Raw genomic sequence first — 15,924 nt, 5'->3', positions numbered from 1 at the left:
CAGCTTCGCATGAAACGCGGCCTCTGGCGCAGGGTGTTGACGGGCTCATCCGGAAGGTTGACGTGCTGGTCCGGGGTGTGTTCGTCGCTCCGTGCCTCAGCGGGAGAGCAGGTGGAGCGTGCGCTCGATCAGCTGTCCGAGCGCCGGGTCGGCGGTGGCGGCCTGCGCCTGCCCGGGGCTCATGATCATGAGCAGCAGAGCGGCGAACGCGACGGCCGGGAGCGCCACGGCCCACCAGGGCAGCCGTATCTCGACACGGGCGGCGGCCGGGTGACGCGGGAGGGCCGGCCGGGAGGAGGGTGCCGGTCGGGGAGAGGGTGCCGGTCGGCGGGACCTGGGGTGCGCAGGGACCGTCATGTCCGCCTCCGTGGGGTATTCGGTTCGTTACCGAAGAACCTACGGAACGGGCGGCGCCGGTCCCATCCGGTGATCCACCCACTTCACCCTGACCCTGGCCCCCTAGGGGACAGGGGGGCCAGCCCCACCCCCCACGAGGATCAGCAGGGGGCGGCGGGCGTCAGGGGGAGGCGATCGTGGCGATCACACCGATGACCACCGTGACGAGAAGCATCGCCCCGAAGACGAGGAGGAGCTTCTTCTGACCGTTCTTGGGGTGAGGATCGAGCACTGGCATGGGGCCAGTCTCGCATCTCAGCACTCGTCCTCGATGGTCCGGTCCCGCCCCGCCAGCACCCCGGCGACCATCTGCGGGATCATCAGGCCAGCCATCAGAGCGATCGGCAGCCCCCAGCCGCCGCTGTGCTGGTAGAGCACGCCGACGAGCAGCGGGCCAGGGATCGAGAGCAGATAGCCGGTGGACTGGGCGAAGGCGGAGAGCCGGACCACGCCCGCCCCGGTCCGCGTCCGCATGCCGATCATGGTGAGGGCGAGCGGGAAGGCGCAGTTGGCCACCCCGAGCAGCAGCGCCCAGGCCCACGCACCGGCGGCCGGGGCCAGGTAGAGGCCGCCGTAGCCGATCAGGCCGCACAGGCCAAGGACGACGACGATGGGGCCCTGCTGCTTGAGCCGGGCGGCGACCCGGGGGATGACGAAGGCGAGCGGTACGCCCATCGCCATGGTGACCGCGAGCAGGACGCCCGCCGTACCGGCGGAGACCCCGGCGTCGCGGAAGATCTGCGGCATCCAGCCCATGGTGATGTACGCGGCGGTCGCCTGGAGCCCGAAGAAGCAGGCGAGCCCCCAGGCGGTCCGGCTGCGGGTGATCCGGAACGCGGGGGCCTCGGCGGGGCCGGAAGCGGAGGCCTGGCCGGAAGCGCCGGCTGCCCGGCCGGAGACGGAAGCGGAAGGGCCCGAAGCGGCCCCGGACCGGGCAGGCGCGGCCTGTCCGGGCGCCGGGGTGCGGTCCCGTACGAGGACGATCCAGGGCAGCACCGCGAGGGCGGCGAGCCCGGCCCAGACGGCGAGCCCGGACTGCCAGTCCCCGCCCATCGCACCGGTCAGGGGGACGGTGACGGCCGCGGCGAGGGCGGTGCCGAGGGCCAGGGCCATGGAGTAGAGCCCGGTCATGGTGCCGACGCGGTCGGGGAACCAGCGCTTGACGATCACCGGCATCAGGATGTTGCTGACGGCGATGCCCATCAGGGCCAGCGCGCTGGCGGCCAGGAACCCGGCGGTGGAGCCGATGTACGGGCGGATCACCAGGCCGGCCGCGATGGCGACCATGCCCGCGCAGACGACGGCCCCAGCGCCGAAGCGGCGGGCCAGGCGGGGCGCCATGACCCCGAAGACCGCGAAGCAGAGCGGCGGCACGGAGGTGAGGACCCCCGCCACGCTGCCGCTCATGTGCAGCCCCTCGCGGACCTCTTCGAGGAGGGCGCCGAGGCTGGTGATGGCGGGGCGGAGGTTGAGGGCGGCCAGGACGAGCCCGACGGCGATCAGACGCAGCAGCCAGGGGGCGGGGGCCTCGGCCGCGCCGCTGAGCTGCGGGGGCGGAGGGCCGACGGGGGTGCGCGCGGCGCCGCCGCGGTTCAGGGTCTGGGTCTGGGTCTCGTCGTCCGGCATGGGGCCATCATAGAATCATGGGATGATTGATTGTCCAATCCTCCTGAGACCCCTGGAACCCCTGAATCCCCCGGAACCCCGGTTCCCCTGAGAGAATCCGCCCCGGACCTCACAGCCCACGAGCAAGGAGCACCATGGCGCTGACGTCTCCACGGCGTTCGGCACTCGCCGACCAGGTGATCGCGCAACTGCGGAACCAGATCACCTCGGGCGAGTGGCCGGTCGGCTCGCGGATTCCGACCGAGCCGGAGCTGGTCGAGCAGCTCGGCGTGGCCCGTAACACCGTGCGCGAGGCGGTGCGGGCCCTGGCGCACAACGGGCTGCTGGACATCCGGCAGGGCTCGGGCACCTATGTGATCGCCACGAGCGAGCTGGCCGGGGTGATGCACCGCCGCTTCGCCGCCGCCGACCCGCGCCACATCGCGGAGCTGCGGGCGACGCTGGAGTCGTCGGCCGCGCGGCTCGCCGCCGTACGGCGCACCGAGCGCGATCTGCGGCAGCTCGACACCCTGATGGCGCGGCGGGAGGAGGCGTGGGCCTCGGGTGACGCGGAGGCGTTCGTCGCGGCCGACGCGACGCTGCACCTGGCGGTGGTCGCCGCCTCGCACAACGACGTCCTCACCGAGCTCTACGCGGACCTCGGGGACCTCCTGCGCGACTACCTGCGCGGTGACGTGGGCCCCGAGCTGCGGCCGGAGAACCATATGGACCACGCGCGGCTGGTGGAGGCGATCCGGGCCGGGGACGCGGAGACTGCGGCGGCCGAGGCGTCGGGCCACGCGCTGAACTGCCTGGCGGACCGGGTGTAGCGCTCCTCAGAGCGGCGCGGGACGGTGGCTGACCCAGGCGGTCGCGATCTCCTTCCAGCAGCGGTCCTCCAGCCGTACGGTCCGCCCCGGTGCCACCGCCACCGCCGCGCCGTCCGCGTCGACGTCCCACCAGCGGGCGCACTCGGTGTGGAGCTGGACCAGGTCGGTGGAGGGGTAGGGGTTGTGGCAGTACGCGACGACCCGGGAGGCCTCGACCGTCGTACGGCACTCGGAGCCGGCGGGTTCGGGCTTCGGGGGCGCCGCCCCCGTACCGGAGTCTGCTCCCCTGGCCACATGGACCCCCAGGGGTACGGCGAGTGCGGCGACGGCCACCGAGGCGGCCAGCAGGAGACGGGTGCGGCGACGCGTGGGGCGCACAGCGATCTCCCTCCCGCAGCCTGACAAGAAGTCCGGTTCCTTCACATTCTGCGGTGGAAGGGCCGACTTTTCGACCGGAGGGCCGGCGGGCGGCCACCGACCGTGAAACGGCCCCCGGCCGCGTACCGCCTCCGAGAACACAGGAGGGGTACGCGGCCGGGGGCCGTTCAGCAGGGGTGGTGCGCGGTCAGGCGCCCATCATGTGCACGCCGCCGTCGACGTGGATGATCTCGCCCGTCGTCTTCGGGAAGAAGTCGGAGAGCAGCGCCACGACACCGCGGCCGGCCGGCTCCGGGTCGGACATGTCCCAGGCGAGCGGGGAGCGGTGGTTCCAGACGTCGGCCAGCTCCGAGAAGCCCGGGATGGACTTGGCGGCCATGGAGCCGATCGGACCGGCCGAGATCAGGTTGCAGCGCAGGCCGTCCTTGCCCAGGTCACGGGCGAGGTAGCGGGAGGTGGCCTCCAGGGCGGCCTTGGCCGGGCCCATCCAGTCGTACTGCGGCCAGGCGTACTGGGCGTCGAAGGTGAGGCCGACGATCGAGCCGCCCTCGCTCATCAGCGGCTTGCACGCCATGGCCAGCGACTTCAGGGAGAACGCCGAGACGTGCATCGCGGTGGCGACGGACTCGAACGGGGTGTTGAGGAAGTTGCCGCCGAGCGCGTCCTGCGGCGCGAAGCCGATGGAGTGGACGACGCCGTCGAGCGAACCGAGCTCGTCGCGCACCAGGCCGGCCAGCCGGTCCAGGTGCTCGTCGTTGGTCACGTCGAGCTCGATGACCTTGGCGGGCTTCGGCAGCTTCTTGGCGATGCGCTCGGTCAGGGTGGGGCGGGGGAAGGCCGTGAGGATGACCTCGGCGCCCTGCTCCTGGGCCACCTTCGCGGTGTGGAACGCGATGGACGACTCCATCAGCACCCCGGTGATGAGGATGCGCTTGCCGTCGAGAATTCCGCTCATGGTGATCAGTGACCCATGCCCAATCCGCCGTCAACGGGGATGACGGCTCCAGTGATGTACGACGCGTCGTCGGAGGCGAGGAAGCGCACCGCGGCGGCGATCTCCTCGGGCTGCGCGTAGCGGCCCAGCGGCACCTGGGACACGATGCCCTTGCGCTGCTCCTCGGTGAGCACCTGGGTCATGTCGGTGTCGACAAAACCGGGGGCGACGACGTTGAAGGTGATGTTCCGCGAGCCGAGCTCACGGGCCAGCGACCGGGCGAACCCGACCAGTCCGGCCTTGGAGGCGGCGTAGTTCGCCTGGCCCGCGGAGCCGAGGAGGCCGACGACGGAGGAGATCAGGACGACGCGGCCCTTCTTGGCGCGCAGCATGCCGCGGTTGGCGCGCTTGACGACCCGGAAGGTGCCGGTGAGGTTGGTGTCGACGACGGAGGTGAAGTCCTCCTCGGACATCCGCATCAGCAACTGGTCCTTGGTGATACCGGCGTTGGCGACCAGCACCTCCACGGGACCGTGCTTCTCCTCGATCTCCTTGTAGGCCTGCTCCACCTGCTCGGCGTCGGTGATGTCGCAGCGGACCGCGAGGACACCGGCCTCGGTGAGTGCCTGGGGCGGCTCGCCGGAGCGGTAGGTGATCGCTACCTGGTCGCCGTTGTCGGCAAAGGCGCGGGCGATGGCGAGGCCGATGCCCCGGTTTCCTCCGGTGACGAGAACCGAGCGGCTCAACGGATCACCCTTTCCTTGGCGGTGTGGTGCGTAGTCCATGGCGGTCTGGTACGTCGAAAACCTATCGGTACCGTGCGCCGATCGAGGAATCGGGCCCTGACAGTGGCTCGTGCGGGGTGCTGTGGGGTTCCTACAGTCCGTGTGGTTGCGTGCCCGGCACACGTGTCCGCGATATCCCCGGCTTTCCCCGCCTTCCGCATGGTTCACTGCCGTCGTGTATAGAGAAGGGAATTCCCTGTGGCCCACCAGGTAGATCAGTCGTTCCTGGCCCTGCCGTCGCGCGCGCTGGCCGACGCGGCGCTCGCGCGGGCGCGCGCCCTTGGCGCCACGCACGCCGACTTCCGGCTGGAGCGGGTGCGCAGCGCCTCCTGGCGGCTGCGGGACGCGCGGCCCGCCGGGGCCTCGGACAGTACGGACCTCGGGTACGCGGTGCGGGTGGTGCACGGCGGGGCCTGGGGGTTCGCCTCGGGCGTCGACCTGACGATGGACGCGGCCGCGAAGGTGGCCTCGCAGGCCGTCGCGATGGCCAAGCTGTCGGCGAAGGTGATCGCCGCCGCCGGGTCCGACGAGCGCGTCGAGCTGGCGGACGAGCCGGTGCACGGCGAGCGGACCTGGGTCTCGGCGTACGACGTCGACCCGTTCTCCGTACCGGACGAGGAGAAGGCGGCGCTGCTCGCGGAGTGGAGCGGGCGGCTGCTGGGCGCGGAGGGGGTGGCGCATGTGGACGCGTCCCTGATGACCGTCCATGAGAACAAGTTCTACGCGGACACGGCGGGGACCGTCACCACGCAGCAGCGGGTGCGCATCCAACCGGAGTTCACGGCCGTGGCGGTGGACTCCACGACGGGTGAGTTCGACTCGATGCGGACCATCGCGCCGCCGGCCGGGCGCGGCTGGGAGTACCTGACCGGGACCGGCTGGGACTGGGACGCCGAGCTGGAGCAGATCCCGGGGCTGCTGGCGGAGAAGATGCGTGCGCCGAGCGTCGAGGCGGGGACGTACGACCTGGTCGTCGACCCGTCGAACCTCTGGCTGACCATCCACGAGTCGATCGGCCACGCCACGGAGCTGGACCGGGCGCTCGGTTACGAGGCGGCGTACGCGGGCACGTCCTTCGCCACCTTCGACCAGCTGGGCAAGCTGGCGTACGGCTCCCCGGTCATGAACGTGACGGGCGACCGCACCGCCGAGCACGGCCTCGCGACCGTCGGGTACGACGACGAGGGTGTCGAGGCGCAGTCCTGGGACCTGGTCAAGGACGGCACCCTGGTCGGCTACCAGCTGGACCGCCGGATCGCGAAGCTCACGGGTCTGGGCCGGTCCAACGGGTGCGCGTTCGCGGACTCGCCGGGCCATGTCCCCGTACAGCGCATGGCGAACGTGTCGCTCAAGCCGGACCCGGGAGGGCTGTCGACGGAGGATCTGATCGGCGGCGTCGAGCGCGGGATCTATGTCGTCGGCGACCGGTCCTGGTCGATCGACATGCAGCGCTACAACTTCCAGTTCACCGGGCAGCGGTTCTTCCGGATCGAGAACGGGAAGCTCGCCGGGCAGCTCCGTGATGTGGCGTACCAGGCGACGACCACGGACTTCTGGGGCTCGATGGAGAAGGTCGGCGGCCCGCAGACGTATGTGCTCGGCGGCGCGTTCAACTGCGGCAAGGCCCAGCCGGGCCAGGTCGCGGCGGTCTCGCACGGCTGCCCCTCCGCCCTCTTTCGAGGCGTGAACATCCTCAACACGACGCAGGAGGCCGGACGATGAGCCGCGTCAGCAAGCCGTACGAGATCGTCGAGCGGGCCCTGGAGCTGTCCACCACGGACGGTCTGGTGGTCATCGCCGACGAGCACTCCTCCGCCAATCTGCGCTGGGCGGGCAACGCGCTCACCACCAACGGGGTGACCCGGGGGCGGACCCTCACCGTCATCGCGACCGTGGACGGGGCGAAGGGCACCGCGTCCGGTGTGGTGTCCCGGTCCGCCGTGACCGCCGACGACCTGGAGCCGCTGGTGCGGGCCGCCGAGGCCGCCGCCCGGGGCGCGGGTCCGGCGGAGGACGCGCAGCCGCTGGTGAGCGGGGTCCCCTCGTCGCCCGACTTCACGGACGCGCCGGCCGAGACGGGCTCCGAGGCCTTCGCCGACTTCGCCCCGGCCCTCGGTGACGCCTTCGCCCGGGCCCGCGCCGGCGGCCGCGAGCTGTACGGGTTCGCGAACCACGAGCTGAACTCCACCTACCTCGGTACGTCGACGGGGCTGCGGCTGCGCCACGACCAGCCGACCGGGACGCTGGAGCTGAACGCCAAGTCCCCCGACCGGACCCGCTCCGCGTGGGCGGGCCGGTCGACCCGGGACTTCAAGGACGTCGACCCGGCGGCCCTGGACGCGGAGCTCGCACAGCGGCTGCGGTGGGCGGAGCGGCGGATCGAGCTGACCGCCGGCCGGTACGAGACGCTGCTGCCGCCGACCGCCGTCGCGGACCTGCTGATCTACCAGCTCTGGTCGTCCACCGCGCGGGACGCCGTGGAGGGCCGGACGGTCTTCTCCAAGCCGGGCGGCGGTACGCGGCTCGGCGAGACGCTGGCCCCGCTCCCGCTGACCCTGCGCAGCGACCCGCACGCGCCGGGGCTGGAGTCGTCCCCGTTCGTGATCGCCCACTCCTCCGGCGACAGCGGTTCCGTCTTCGACAACGGGCTGCCGCTCGCGCCGACGGACTGGGTGCGGGAGGGGAGGCTGGAGCGGCTGACGACGACCCGGCACACCGCCGCCCTCACCGGGCTGCCGGTCTCCCCTGCCATCGACAACCTGGTGCTGGACGGGGGCGGTGAACGGTCGCTGGAGGAGATGGTGGCCGCGACGACCGGGCGGGCGCTCCTGCTGACCTGCCTCTGGTACATCCGGGAGGTGGACCCGGCGACGCTGCTGCTGACCGGGCTGACCCGGGACGGGGTCTATCTGGTGGAGGACGGTGAGGTGGTCGGCGAGGTGAACAACTTCCGCTTCAACGAGTCGCCGGTGGACCTGCTGTCGCGGGCCTCGGAGGCGGGGCGTACGGAGAAGACGCTGCCGCGCGAGTGGGGCGACTGGTTCACCCGGGCCGCGATGCCCGCGCTGCGCATCCCGGACTTCAACATGAGCTCGGTGAGTCAGGGCGTGTGACCCGCCTAGACTGACACGTACATCTCTACCAGCTATAAGGAGCACCGGAACCGTGACGGACATCGTCGACGAGCTGAAGTGGCGCGGGCTGTTCGCCCAGTCCACTGACGAGGACGCATTGCGCAAGGCTCTCGCGGACGGTCCCGTCACCTTCTATTGCGGCTTCGACCCGACCGCGGCGAGCCTGCACGTGGGGCACCTCGTGCAGGTCCTCACCGTGCGCCGGCTCCAGCAGGCGGGGCACCGTCCGCTCGCCCTGGTCGGCGGGGCCACCGGTCAGATCGGTGACCCGCGGCCGACCGCCGAGCGCACGCTGAACGACCCGGAGACCGTCGCCACCTGGGTGCAGCGGCTGCGGGAGCAGATCGAGCCCTTCCTCACCTTCGAGGGCCCGAACGCGGCGACGATGGTCAACAACCTGGACTGGACCGCGGGGATGTCCGCGATCGAGTTCCTGCGGGACATCGGCAAGCACTTCCGGGTCAACAAGATGCTCACCAAGGACTCGGTCGCGCGCCGGCTGGAGTCGCAGGAGGGCATCAGTTACACGGAGTTCAGCTACCAGCTCCTCCAGGGGATGGACTTCCTGGAGCTGTACCGCCGCTACGGCTGCGTCCTCCAGCAGGGCGGCAGCGACCAGTGGGGCAACCTCACTGCGGGTATCGACCTGATCCACCGCCTTGAGCCGGGTGCCACGGTGCACGCGCTGGCGACGCCGCTGATGGTGAAGGCGGACGGGACCAAGTTCGGCAAGTCCGAGAGCGGTGCCGTCTGGCTCGACCCGGAGATGACCACGCCGTACGCGTTCTACCAGTTCTGGCTGAATGTGGACGACCGGGACATCTCGCGCTACCTGCGCATCCTCAGCTTCAAGAGCCGCGAGGAGCTCGAAGAGCTGGAGAAGCTGACGGAGGAGCGGCCGCAGGCCCGTTCCGCGCAGCGCGCGCTGGCCGAGGAGCTGACCACGCTGGTGCACGGCGGTGCGCAGTGCGCGGCGGTCATCGCGGCGTCGAAGGCGCTGTTCGGCCAGGGCGACCTGGCGGAGCTGGACGAGGCGACGCTGAGCGCGGCCCTCTCCGAGGTGCCGCACGCCCGGGTCGCCGAGCTGGGTCCGCTGGTGGACCTCCTGGTGGAGGTCGGTCTCGCACCGAGCAAGTCGGGTGCCCGTCGCACGGTGAAGGAGGGCGGCGCGTACGTGAACAACGTGAAGGTCGCCGACGGCGAGGTCGCGCCGGCCACCGGGGAACTGCTGCACGGGCGCTGGCTGGTGCTGCGCCGGGGCAAGAAGAACCTGGCGGCGGTGGAGGTCGTCCCGGCCGGCTGAAACACGGCGTACCGCTGAACAGCGCCGCGGCCGGACACGCTTTTCCTCGCGTGTCCGGCCGCGGCGCTGTGGTGTCCGGCCCCGGGTCAGGTTCTGCGCTTGTTGCCCCGGATGGACTGCCAGGCCATGTCGCCGACGGCGACCACCGCCACGGCACCGGCCAACTGGAGCAGATGGCGGATCCAGTCGATGCCCTTGGTGTCCTCGACGCCGATCCAGCCGGCCACGGCATTACCGAGGATGGAGCCGAGAATGCCGAAGACGGCCGTCAGCCAGAGTGGGATGTCCTGCTTGCCCGGCAGGATCGCCCGTGCGATCACACCGAGCACCAGGCCCACGATGATTGCCCACAACCAGCTCATTTCGCCTCCTCGTGCGGCGCGGAGTGCGCGTCCGCCCAGTCTCGGGCGGCGGTCGGCGGACCGCACTCCGGGCGGGGCCGTACGAGTGGGGGCGTCCGGGCGGGGGTGTTCCGGACGCCACCGGGGAGCGCCCCGGTACCCGGTCCGGCGGGTGCCCGGCGTACCGTGGACGTGGCCCGGTCCGGGAGTGTCCGGCACAGAGATCTGGTGGTGGAACACATGCTGCGGAAGAGCGACGAGGTGGAGGTCTTCCGGATCACGGAGGCCCGCCAGGGGCTGGCCGACGATGTGCGGGGCAGGCAGCGGCGGTACGTGATTTCGATGTCGGTGCGTACGGTCTCGGTGGTGCTGGCCGCGGTGCTGTGGAACGTGGAGCGGCATGTGGCGATCGTGGCGCTCGCTCTGGGGGTGCTGCTGCCGTACGTGGCGGTGGTCATCGCCAACGCGGGCCGGGAGAGCGCTCCTTCGCTGCCGTCGACCTATCTCACGGCGCCGGTGCGACCCGCCGTGGAGGCTGCTCCGGCCGCCGGTTCCGCCGAGTCGGGAGGCCCTGACGGGCGGGCCGGCCGGGTGCCGCCGTCACAGGAGCACAGCTGAGCCCGCGTGTCCCGCGAAGCTCAAGAAAAGCTCAGATCAATCATGACGTTCCGGTGCACCGCACCCCGGTGCCCGTGACATACTTCAGAGGCGCTCCGCATCCCCCGTCGGAGCGATGGACCGACGCCGGGCAGCTCCCCCCGTGGCTGCTCGGCGTCGCCGTTTCTCCGGCAGGGGATGCGTCGTTCGGTGTGTGGAGCACCTGACTTAGGCTGGTCCCGTGATCTTCCCCGAGACCTCCGCCGAGAGTGCCGCCGGTGCCCCGATCTGTTCCGCCAAGGGCTGCCGGGCCGACGCGGTCTGGGTGCTCGCCTGGAACAACCCCAAGCTGCACACCCCTGACCGCCGCAAGACGTGGCTGGCCTGCGAGGAGCACCGGGAGCACCTGTCGCAGTTCCTGGGCGTACGCGGGTTCCTCAAGGACGTAGTGGCGCTCGCCGACTGGGAGTCCGGGAGCCCTTGAGGCGGTCTGTCAGCCGCCGATCGCGGACATCGGGCGGTCGGGTTGCAGGAACGACGGGTCGTCCAGTCCGGAGCCCGCCTTCTTGCCCCACATGGCGACCTTCCAGAGCTGGGCGATCTCCGCGTCCGGTGCGTCCGAGCGCAGGGCGGAGCGCAGATCCGTCTCCTCCTGGGCGAAGAGGCAGGTGCGGATCTGGCCGTCGGCGGTGAGCCGCGTGCGATCGCAGGCGCGGCAGAACGGGCGGGTGACCGAGGCGATCACTCCGACGCGGTGCGGGCCGCCGTCGACGGTCCAGCGCTCGGCGGGGGCGGAGCCGCGGGCTCCGTCGTCCTCGGCGGTGAGGGTGAAGCGGGTGCGCAGCGAGGCGAGGATGTCACCGGCGGTGATCATGCCGTCGCGCTTCCAGCCGTGCTGGGCGTCCAGGGGCATCTGCTCGATGAAGCGGAGCTCGTAGTCGTTGGCCACGGCCCAGGCCAGGAGCTCGGGGGCCTCGTCGTCGTTGAGTCCCGGCATCAGGACGGAGTTGACCTTCACCGGGGTGAGGCCGGCCTCACGGGCGGCCTCCAGGCCTTCCAGCACGTCCTTGTGGCGGTCCCGGCGGGTGAGGGTCTTGAAGACGTCGGGGCGCAGGGTGTCCAGCGAGACGTTGACCCGGTCGAGTCCCGCGGCCTTGAGGGCGGCGGCGGTCCGCTTGAGCCCGATGCCGTTGGTCGTGAGCGACATGCGGGGTCGCGGGGTGAGCGCGGCGCACTGCTCGACGATGGAGACGAGGCCGGGGCGGAGCAGGGGCTCCCCGCCGGTGAAGCGGACCTCGGTGATGCCGAGGCCGGTGACCGCGATGCGGATCAGGCGCACGATCTCGTCGTCGGAGAGCAGTTCGCTCTTGCCGAGCCACTGCAGCCCCTCTTCCGGCATGCAGTAGGTGCAGCGGAGATTGCACTTGTCGGTCAGTGACACGCGCAGGTCGGTGGCGACCCTGTCAAAGGTGTCGATGAGCATGGTGGCTCTCCTCCCCCGGTGGTGTCGTCGTTGCGGACGCTCTTCTCCGAGCCTACGTGAGACCGGTGACATCGCAGGGGCCCGTTTGCCACGAGGTGCGGCCGGGCCGCGTCGTAGGACTCTACGACGCGGCCCGGACCACGGGGTGGGTGATGCACCGAACGGCTCGGTGAATTCCTTCTCTCAGTGCGCTCCGGTGCCGGTGAGGGACTTGACCTCCAGCTCGGCGTACTTGTCCGTGTCGGGCTTCTCCTTGGAGAGCAGCGAGCCGGCCCAGCCGAGCAGGAAGCCGAGCGGGATCGAGATCAGGCCGGGGTTCTCCAGCGGGAACCAGGCGAAGTCGACGCTGGGGAACATCGAGGTCGGCTTGGAGGAGACGACCGGCGAGAAGAGCACCAGCAGGACGGAGGAGGCGAGTCCGCCGTAGATGGACCAGAGGGCCCCCTGGGTGGTGAACCGCTTCCAGAAGAGGCTGTAGAGGATCGTCGGCAGGTTGGCGGATGCGGCGACCGCGAAGGCGAGGGCCACCAGGCCGGCCACGTTGAGGTCGCGGGCGAGGGCGCCCAGCGCGATGGAGACGATGCCGATGGCGACGGTGGCCCAGCGTGCGGCGCGGACCTCCTCCTTCTCGGTGGCCTTCCCCTTGCGGATGACGTTGGCGTAGATGTCGTGCGCGAAGGACGAGGAGGAGGCGAGGGTGAGTCCGGCGACGACGGCGAGGATGGTGGCGAAGGCGACGGCGGAGATCACCGCGAGGAGGATGGCGCCGCCGGTGGATCCGGAGCCGCCGCCGATCTCCAGGGCGGCGAGTGGTGCCGCCGTGTTGCCCGCCTTGTTGGAGGCGATGATGTCGCCGGGCTTGAGGATCGCGGCGGCACCGAAGCCGAGCACGATCGTCATCAGGTAGAAGGCGCCGATGATGCCGATCGCCCAGTTCACGGACTTACGGGCGGCCTTGGCGGTGGGCACGGTGTAGAAGCGGATCAGGATGTGCGGCAGACCCGCGGTGCCGAGGACCAGGGCGATGCCGAGGGAGATGAAGTCCAGCTTCGAGACGCCGGTGGCGCCGTACTTCAGGCCGGGCTCCAGGAACGCCGAGCCCTTGCCGCTGTTGCTTGCGGCGGTGCCGAGCAGGTCGGAGATGTTGAAGTTGAACTTCAGCAGGATCAGGAAGGTGATGAGCAGGGTGCCCGCGATGAGGAGGACGGCCTTGACCATCTGCACCCAGGTGGTGCCCTTCATGCCGCCGATGGTGACGTAGAGGATCATGAGCACGCCGACCAGGGCGACGATGACGATCTTCCCGAAGTCGCTGGTGATGCCGAGCAGCAGCGAGACGAGGACACCGGCACCGGCCATCTGGGCCAGCAGGTAGAAGATCGAGACGACGATCGTGGACGTACCGGCGGCGGTACGCACGGGGCGCTGGCGCATCCGGTAGGCGAGGACGTCGCCCATGGTGTAGCGGCCGGAGTTGCGCAGCGGTTCGGCGACCAGGAGCAGGGCGACGAGCCAGGCGACGAGGAAGCCGATGGAGTAGAGGAAGCCGTCGTATCCGAAGAGGGCGATGGCGCCCGCGATGCCGAGGAAGGACGCCGCGGACATGTAGTCGCCTGAGACCGCGAGGCCGTTCTGGAATCCGGTGAACTGGCGGCCGCCCGCGTAGAAGTCGGAGGCGCTCTTGGTCTGGCGGCCCGCCCACACGGTGATGACGAGGGTCGCGACGACGAAGACGGCGAACAGGGTGATGATCAGCGGCCGGTGTTCGCTCGCGCCTTCGGTGGCGGCGAGCTGGACAGCCGGGTAGAGGGTGTGGGCGGCGCTCATACGTCGGCCTCCATACGGGACTTGATCGCTTCGGCCTTCGGGTCGAGCTTGGTGGCGGCGTGCCGGGAGTAGAGCCAGGCGATGAGGAAGGTGGTGGCGAACTGGGCGAGGCCGAGGACGAGCGCCACGTTGATGTTGCCGGCGACCTTGGTGCTCATGAAGCCGCCCGCGTAGTTGCAGAGCAGCACGTAGAGCAGGTACCAGGTGACGAAGGCGATGGTGAGCGGGAAGGCGAAGGAGCGGAACGAGCGGCGCAGGTCGGCGAACTCGGCACTCGCCGCCACCGCGTTGAACGCTTCGGTGGTGGGCTGGGCCGGGCCGGTGTCGGAATGGCCCTCGGGCGGCGGTGCATCGGTAGCCACGGAATCTCCTCGCGACGCGGGTGCGGTGATCTGGGGGACGGTGGGTGACATAAGGAGGCCTCGATACCGGGGGACGGTGGTGTGCCTCCTGGACAACGGCACGGAGGGCGCGACGAAGCGGTTCACCGGATCTTTCGCCTTCTCGGCCTCATCCCGGGTGACCGGAAGCTCATCCCCGTGGCCTGAAGTCACCCATACGCATTCGGCCGCACAGGTGCACTCTTCGAACTCACTTGCCCCAAATCGTTGATGCGCCGGCAAGATCAGCGATAGCTTCACTCGTCATGTACGCGACCGAACACGCCAGGTGTCCGGTCGATCGGCACGGATGATGTGGAGAACCCATGGCTCATCTGGCATCGAGACGGACCCGCGCGCTCGCGCTGCCCGTCGGACTCGCGCTCGTCGCCTCGCTCGGCTTCCTTCCGGCGGCGTCGGCCACGGCGGCGCCCACCGGCGCACCGGTCACCGCGACCCCGCGGACCGACGGGCCGAAGCTGAGTTACGTCGTCAACACCGGCGGCGGCCGCACAGCCGTCCAGCAGGTGAAGAAGGCCATCACCAAGGCCGGCGGCACGGTCGTCATCGCCTATGAGCAGATCGGCGTCGTCGTCGCCCACTCGCAGAACCCGGCCTTCGGGGAAACGATCCGGCGCGTACGGGGCGTGGAGTCGGCCGGTGCGACCCGGACCAACCCGATCGTGCCGCAGGCCACCAAGGACGTCGGCGCCATAGCGCAGCCGCTGACCGAGGCCCAGGCGGCGGCAGCGGCGGCGCAGGCCACGGCCGGGGAGGACCCGCTGGAGCCGCTGCAGTGGGCGCTGCCCGCGATCAAGGCGGACAAGGCGCACCAGAAGTCGCTCGGCTCGAAGCGGGTGACGGTCGCCGTCATCGACACGGGCGTCGACGACACCCACCCGGACCTGGCGCCCAACTTCGACCGGGCCGCCTCCGCCAACTGTGTCACGGGCGCTCCGGACACCACCGCCGGCTCCTGGCGACCGGCGGCGGGCGAGAGCGACCACGGCACGCATGTGGCGGGCACCATCGCCGCGGCGAAGAACGGCTCCGGCGTGACCGGTGTGGCGCCGGGTGTGAAGGTCTCCGGCATCAAGGTCTCCACCCCGGACGGCTTCTTCTACACCGAGGCCGTCGTCTGCGGCTTCCTCTGGGCGGCCGAGCACGGTGTCGACGTGACGAACAACAGCTACTACACCGACCCGTGGCTGTTCGCCTGCAAGAACGACCCGGACCAGGGCGCCCTGGTCGAGTCCCTCACCCGCGCGGTCAAGTACGCCGAGCGCAAGGGCACGGTCAACGTCGCCGCGGCGGGCAACGCCCGCCACGATCTGTCCGTGGACGCGATCGAGGACCGGACCAGCCCGAACGACACCGAGCCGGTCACCCGGACGATCGACCCGTCGGTCTGCCCCGACATCCCGACCATGCTGCCGGGCGTCGTGACGGTCTCCGCGACGGGCGCCAAGGGCCTCAAGTCCTCGTACTCGAACTACGGCAAGGGCGTCATCGACGTCGCCGCCCCCGGCGGTGACTCGACGGTCTACCAGACCCCCGAGCCGCCGGCCGTCAACGGTCTGATCCTCTCCACGCTGCCGGGCGGCGGGTTCGGCTACAAGGCCGGTACGTCGATGGCGTCCCCGCACGTCGCGGGTGTCGTGGCCCTGATCAAGTCCCGCCACCCCTACGCCTCTCCGGCCGCGGTGAAGGTCCTGCTGGGCCTCCAGGCGGACGCGAAGGCGTGCGGCGCACCGTACGACTACAACGGTGACGGAGTCATCGACGCGGTCTGCGAGGGCGGCAAGAGCTACAACGGCTTCTACGGGGCCGGAGTGGTCGACGCGCTGGACGCGGTCCGCTGGTAGGCGGTCGACCGCATGGACGGCGAGGGCCCGGGGGGAGAACACGCCCCCGGGCCCTCGCCGTACGCG

General features: G+C 70.7%; 17 protein-coding genes. 7 read left to right on the top strand and 10 right to left on the bottom strand.

Annotated elements, in window-relative coordinates:
- Positions 1 to 96: 96 nt before the first annotated feature.
- The 3 genes from IE264_RS35285 to IE264_RS35280 form a co-directional block, all read right to left on the bottom strand.
- The gene (locus tag IE264_RS35285; protein ID WP_015607727.1) at positions 97 to 357 is read right to left on the bottom strand and encodes a hypothetical protein; all 261 of its coding nucleotides are present in this window, start codon (positions 355 to 357) and stop codon (positions 97 to 99) included.
- Between the two features lie 160 nt (positions 358 to 517).
- Positions 518 to 634, bottom strand: coding sequence for an SGM_5486 family transporter-associated protein (locus IE264_RS38520; protein WP_015607728.1), 117 nt, complete (start codon positions 632 to 634; stop codon positions 518 to 520).
- Between the two features lie 17 nt (positions 635 to 651).
- Positions 652 to 2,022, bottom strand: a complete 1,371-nt coding sequence (locus IE264_RS35280; RefSeq protein WP_032756733.1) for a CynX/NimT family MFS transporter — start codon at positions 2,020 to 2,022, stop codon at positions 652 to 654.
- Positions 2,023 to 2,156: 134 nt separating this feature from the next.
- On the opposite strand from IE264_RS35280, the gene IE264_RS35275 reads away from it, so the two are divergent.
- Positions 2,157 to 2,831 (top strand): FadR/GntR family transcriptional regulator, encoded by a 675-nt coding sequence (locus IE264_RS35275; protein ID WP_015607730.1) that lies wholly within the window; start codon positions 2,157 to 2,159, stop codon positions 2,829 to 2,831.
- Positions 2,832 to 2,837: 6 nt separating this feature from the next.
- Here IE264_RS35275 and IE264_RS35270 read toward each other — a convergent pair whose 3' ends face one another.
- From IE264_RS35270 to fabG, 3 genes are all read right to left on the bottom strand, one after another.
- Positions 2,838 to 3,209, bottom strand: a complete 372-nt coding sequence (locus IE264_RS35270) for a hypothetical protein (protein ID WP_032756732.1) — start codon at positions 3,207 to 3,209, stop codon at positions 2,838 to 2,840.
- A 187-nt stretch (positions 3,210 to 3,396) separates the two neighbouring features.
- On the bottom strand, positions 3,397 to 4,164 hold the full coding sequence (fabI, locus tag IE264_RS35265) for an enoyl-ACP reductase FabI (protein WP_015607732.1): 768 nt from the start codon (positions 4,162 to 4,164) through the stop codon (positions 3,397 to 3,399).
- A gap of 5 nt (positions 4,165 to 4,169) precedes the next feature.
- Entirely contained in the window at positions 4,170 to 4,889 is a 720-nt protein-coding gene (gene fabG, locus IE264_RS35260) for a 3-oxoacyl-[acyl-carrier-protein] reductase (protein ID WP_031125501.1), read from the bottom strand.
- A 237-nt stretch (positions 4,890 to 5,126) separates the two neighbouring features.
- Between fabG and IE264_RS35255 the strand changes: the two genes are divergently transcribed.
- Genes IE264_RS35255 through tyrS form a run of 3 tightly spaced genes read left to right on the top strand, consistent with a single transcriptional unit; the run spans position 5,127 to position 9,365 of the window.
- Positions 5,127 to 6,650: a TldD/PmbA family protein gene (locus tag IE264_RS35255; RefSeq protein ID WP_032756730.1), complete on the top strand. Its 1,524-nt coding sequence runs from the start codon at positions 5,127 to 5,129 to the stop codon at positions 6,648 to 6,650.
- Positions 6,647 to 8,041 (top strand): metallopeptidase TldD-related protein, encoded by a 1,395-nt coding sequence (locus IE264_RS35250; RefSeq protein ID WP_032756728.1) that lies wholly within the window; start codon positions 6,647 to 6,649, stop codon positions 8,039 to 8,041. The genes IE264_RS35255 and IE264_RS35250 overlap by 4 nt, the downstream gene beginning before the upstream one ends.
- Positions 8,042 to 8,093: 52 nt before the next feature.
- Positions 8,094 to 9,365 (top strand): tyrosine--tRNA ligase, encoded by a 1,272-nt coding sequence (gene tyrS / locus IE264_RS35245; RefSeq protein ID WP_032756727.1) that lies wholly within the window; start codon positions 8,094 to 8,096, stop codon positions 9,363 to 9,365.
- A gap of 86 nt (positions 9,366 to 9,451) precedes the next feature.
- Here tyrS and IE264_RS35240 read toward each other — a convergent pair whose 3' ends face one another.
- Positions 9,452 to 9,727, bottom strand: a complete 276-nt coding sequence (locus IE264_RS35240; RefSeq protein ID WP_015607737.1) for a GlsB/YeaQ/YmgE family stress response membrane protein — start codon at positions 9,725 to 9,727, stop codon at positions 9,452 to 9,454.
- Positions 9,728 to 9,946: 219 nt separating this feature from the next.
- On the opposite strand from IE264_RS35240, the gene IE264_RS35235 reads away from it, so the two are divergent.
- The gene (locus tag IE264_RS35235; RefSeq protein ID WP_032756759.1) at positions 9,947 to 10,324 is read left to right on the top strand and encodes a DUF3099 domain-containing protein; all 378 of its coding nucleotides are present in this window, start codon (positions 9,947 to 9,949) and stop codon (positions 10,322 to 10,324) included.
- 220 nt (positions 10,325 to 10,544) lie between these two features.
- Positions 10,545 to 10,787: a hypothetical protein gene (locus tag IE264_RS35230; RefSeq protein ID WP_015607739.1), complete on the top strand. Its 243-nt coding sequence runs from the start codon at positions 10,545 to 10,547 to the stop codon at positions 10,785 to 10,787.
- Between the two features lie 9 nt (positions 10,788 to 10,796).
- Here IE264_RS35230 and moaA read toward each other — a convergent pair whose 3' ends face one another.
- From moaA to IE264_RS35215, 3 genes are all read right to left on the bottom strand, one after another.
- Positions 10,797 to 11,786 (bottom strand): GTP 3',8-cyclase MoaA, encoded by a 990-nt coding sequence (moaA, locus tag IE264_RS35225; protein ID WP_015607740.1) that lies wholly within the window; start codon positions 11,784 to 11,786, stop codon positions 10,797 to 10,799.
- A gap of 183 nt (positions 11,787 to 11,969) precedes the next feature.
- The gene (locus tag IE264_RS35220; RefSeq protein ID WP_032756725.1) at positions 11,970 to 13,613 is read right to left on the bottom strand and encodes a monocarboxylic acid transporter; all 1,644 of its coding nucleotides are present in this window, start codon (positions 13,611 to 13,613) and stop codon (positions 11,970 to 11,972) included.
- A complete protein-coding gene (locus IE264_RS35215; protein WP_032756723.1) occupies positions 13,610 to 13,975 on the bottom strand; it encodes a DUF485 domain-containing protein in 366 nt (121 codons plus the stop codon). Before IE264_RS35215 ends, IE264_RS35220 begins: the two co-directional genes overlap by 4 nt.
- Before the next feature lie 344 nt (positions 13,976 to 14,319).
- On the opposite strand from IE264_RS35215, the gene IE264_RS35210 reads away from it, so the two are divergent.
- The gene (locus IE264_RS35210) at positions 14,320 to 15,858 is read left to right on the top strand and encodes a S8 family peptidase (protein ID WP_032756722.1); all 1,539 of its coding nucleotides are present in this window, start codon (positions 14,320 to 14,322) and stop codon (positions 15,856 to 15,858) included.
- Positions 15,859 to 15,924: the final 66 nt, after the last annotated feature.

The organism is Streptomyces microflavus (assembly GCF_014650075.1).
In the GTDB taxonomy this organism is placed as follows: domain Bacteria; phylum Actinomycetota; class Actinomycetes; order Streptomycetales; family Streptomycetaceae; genus Streptomyces; species Streptomyces microflavus.
The sequence above is the reverse complement of the archived record's forward strand: the minus strand, read 5'-3'. Positions and strand labels throughout refer to the sequence as shown.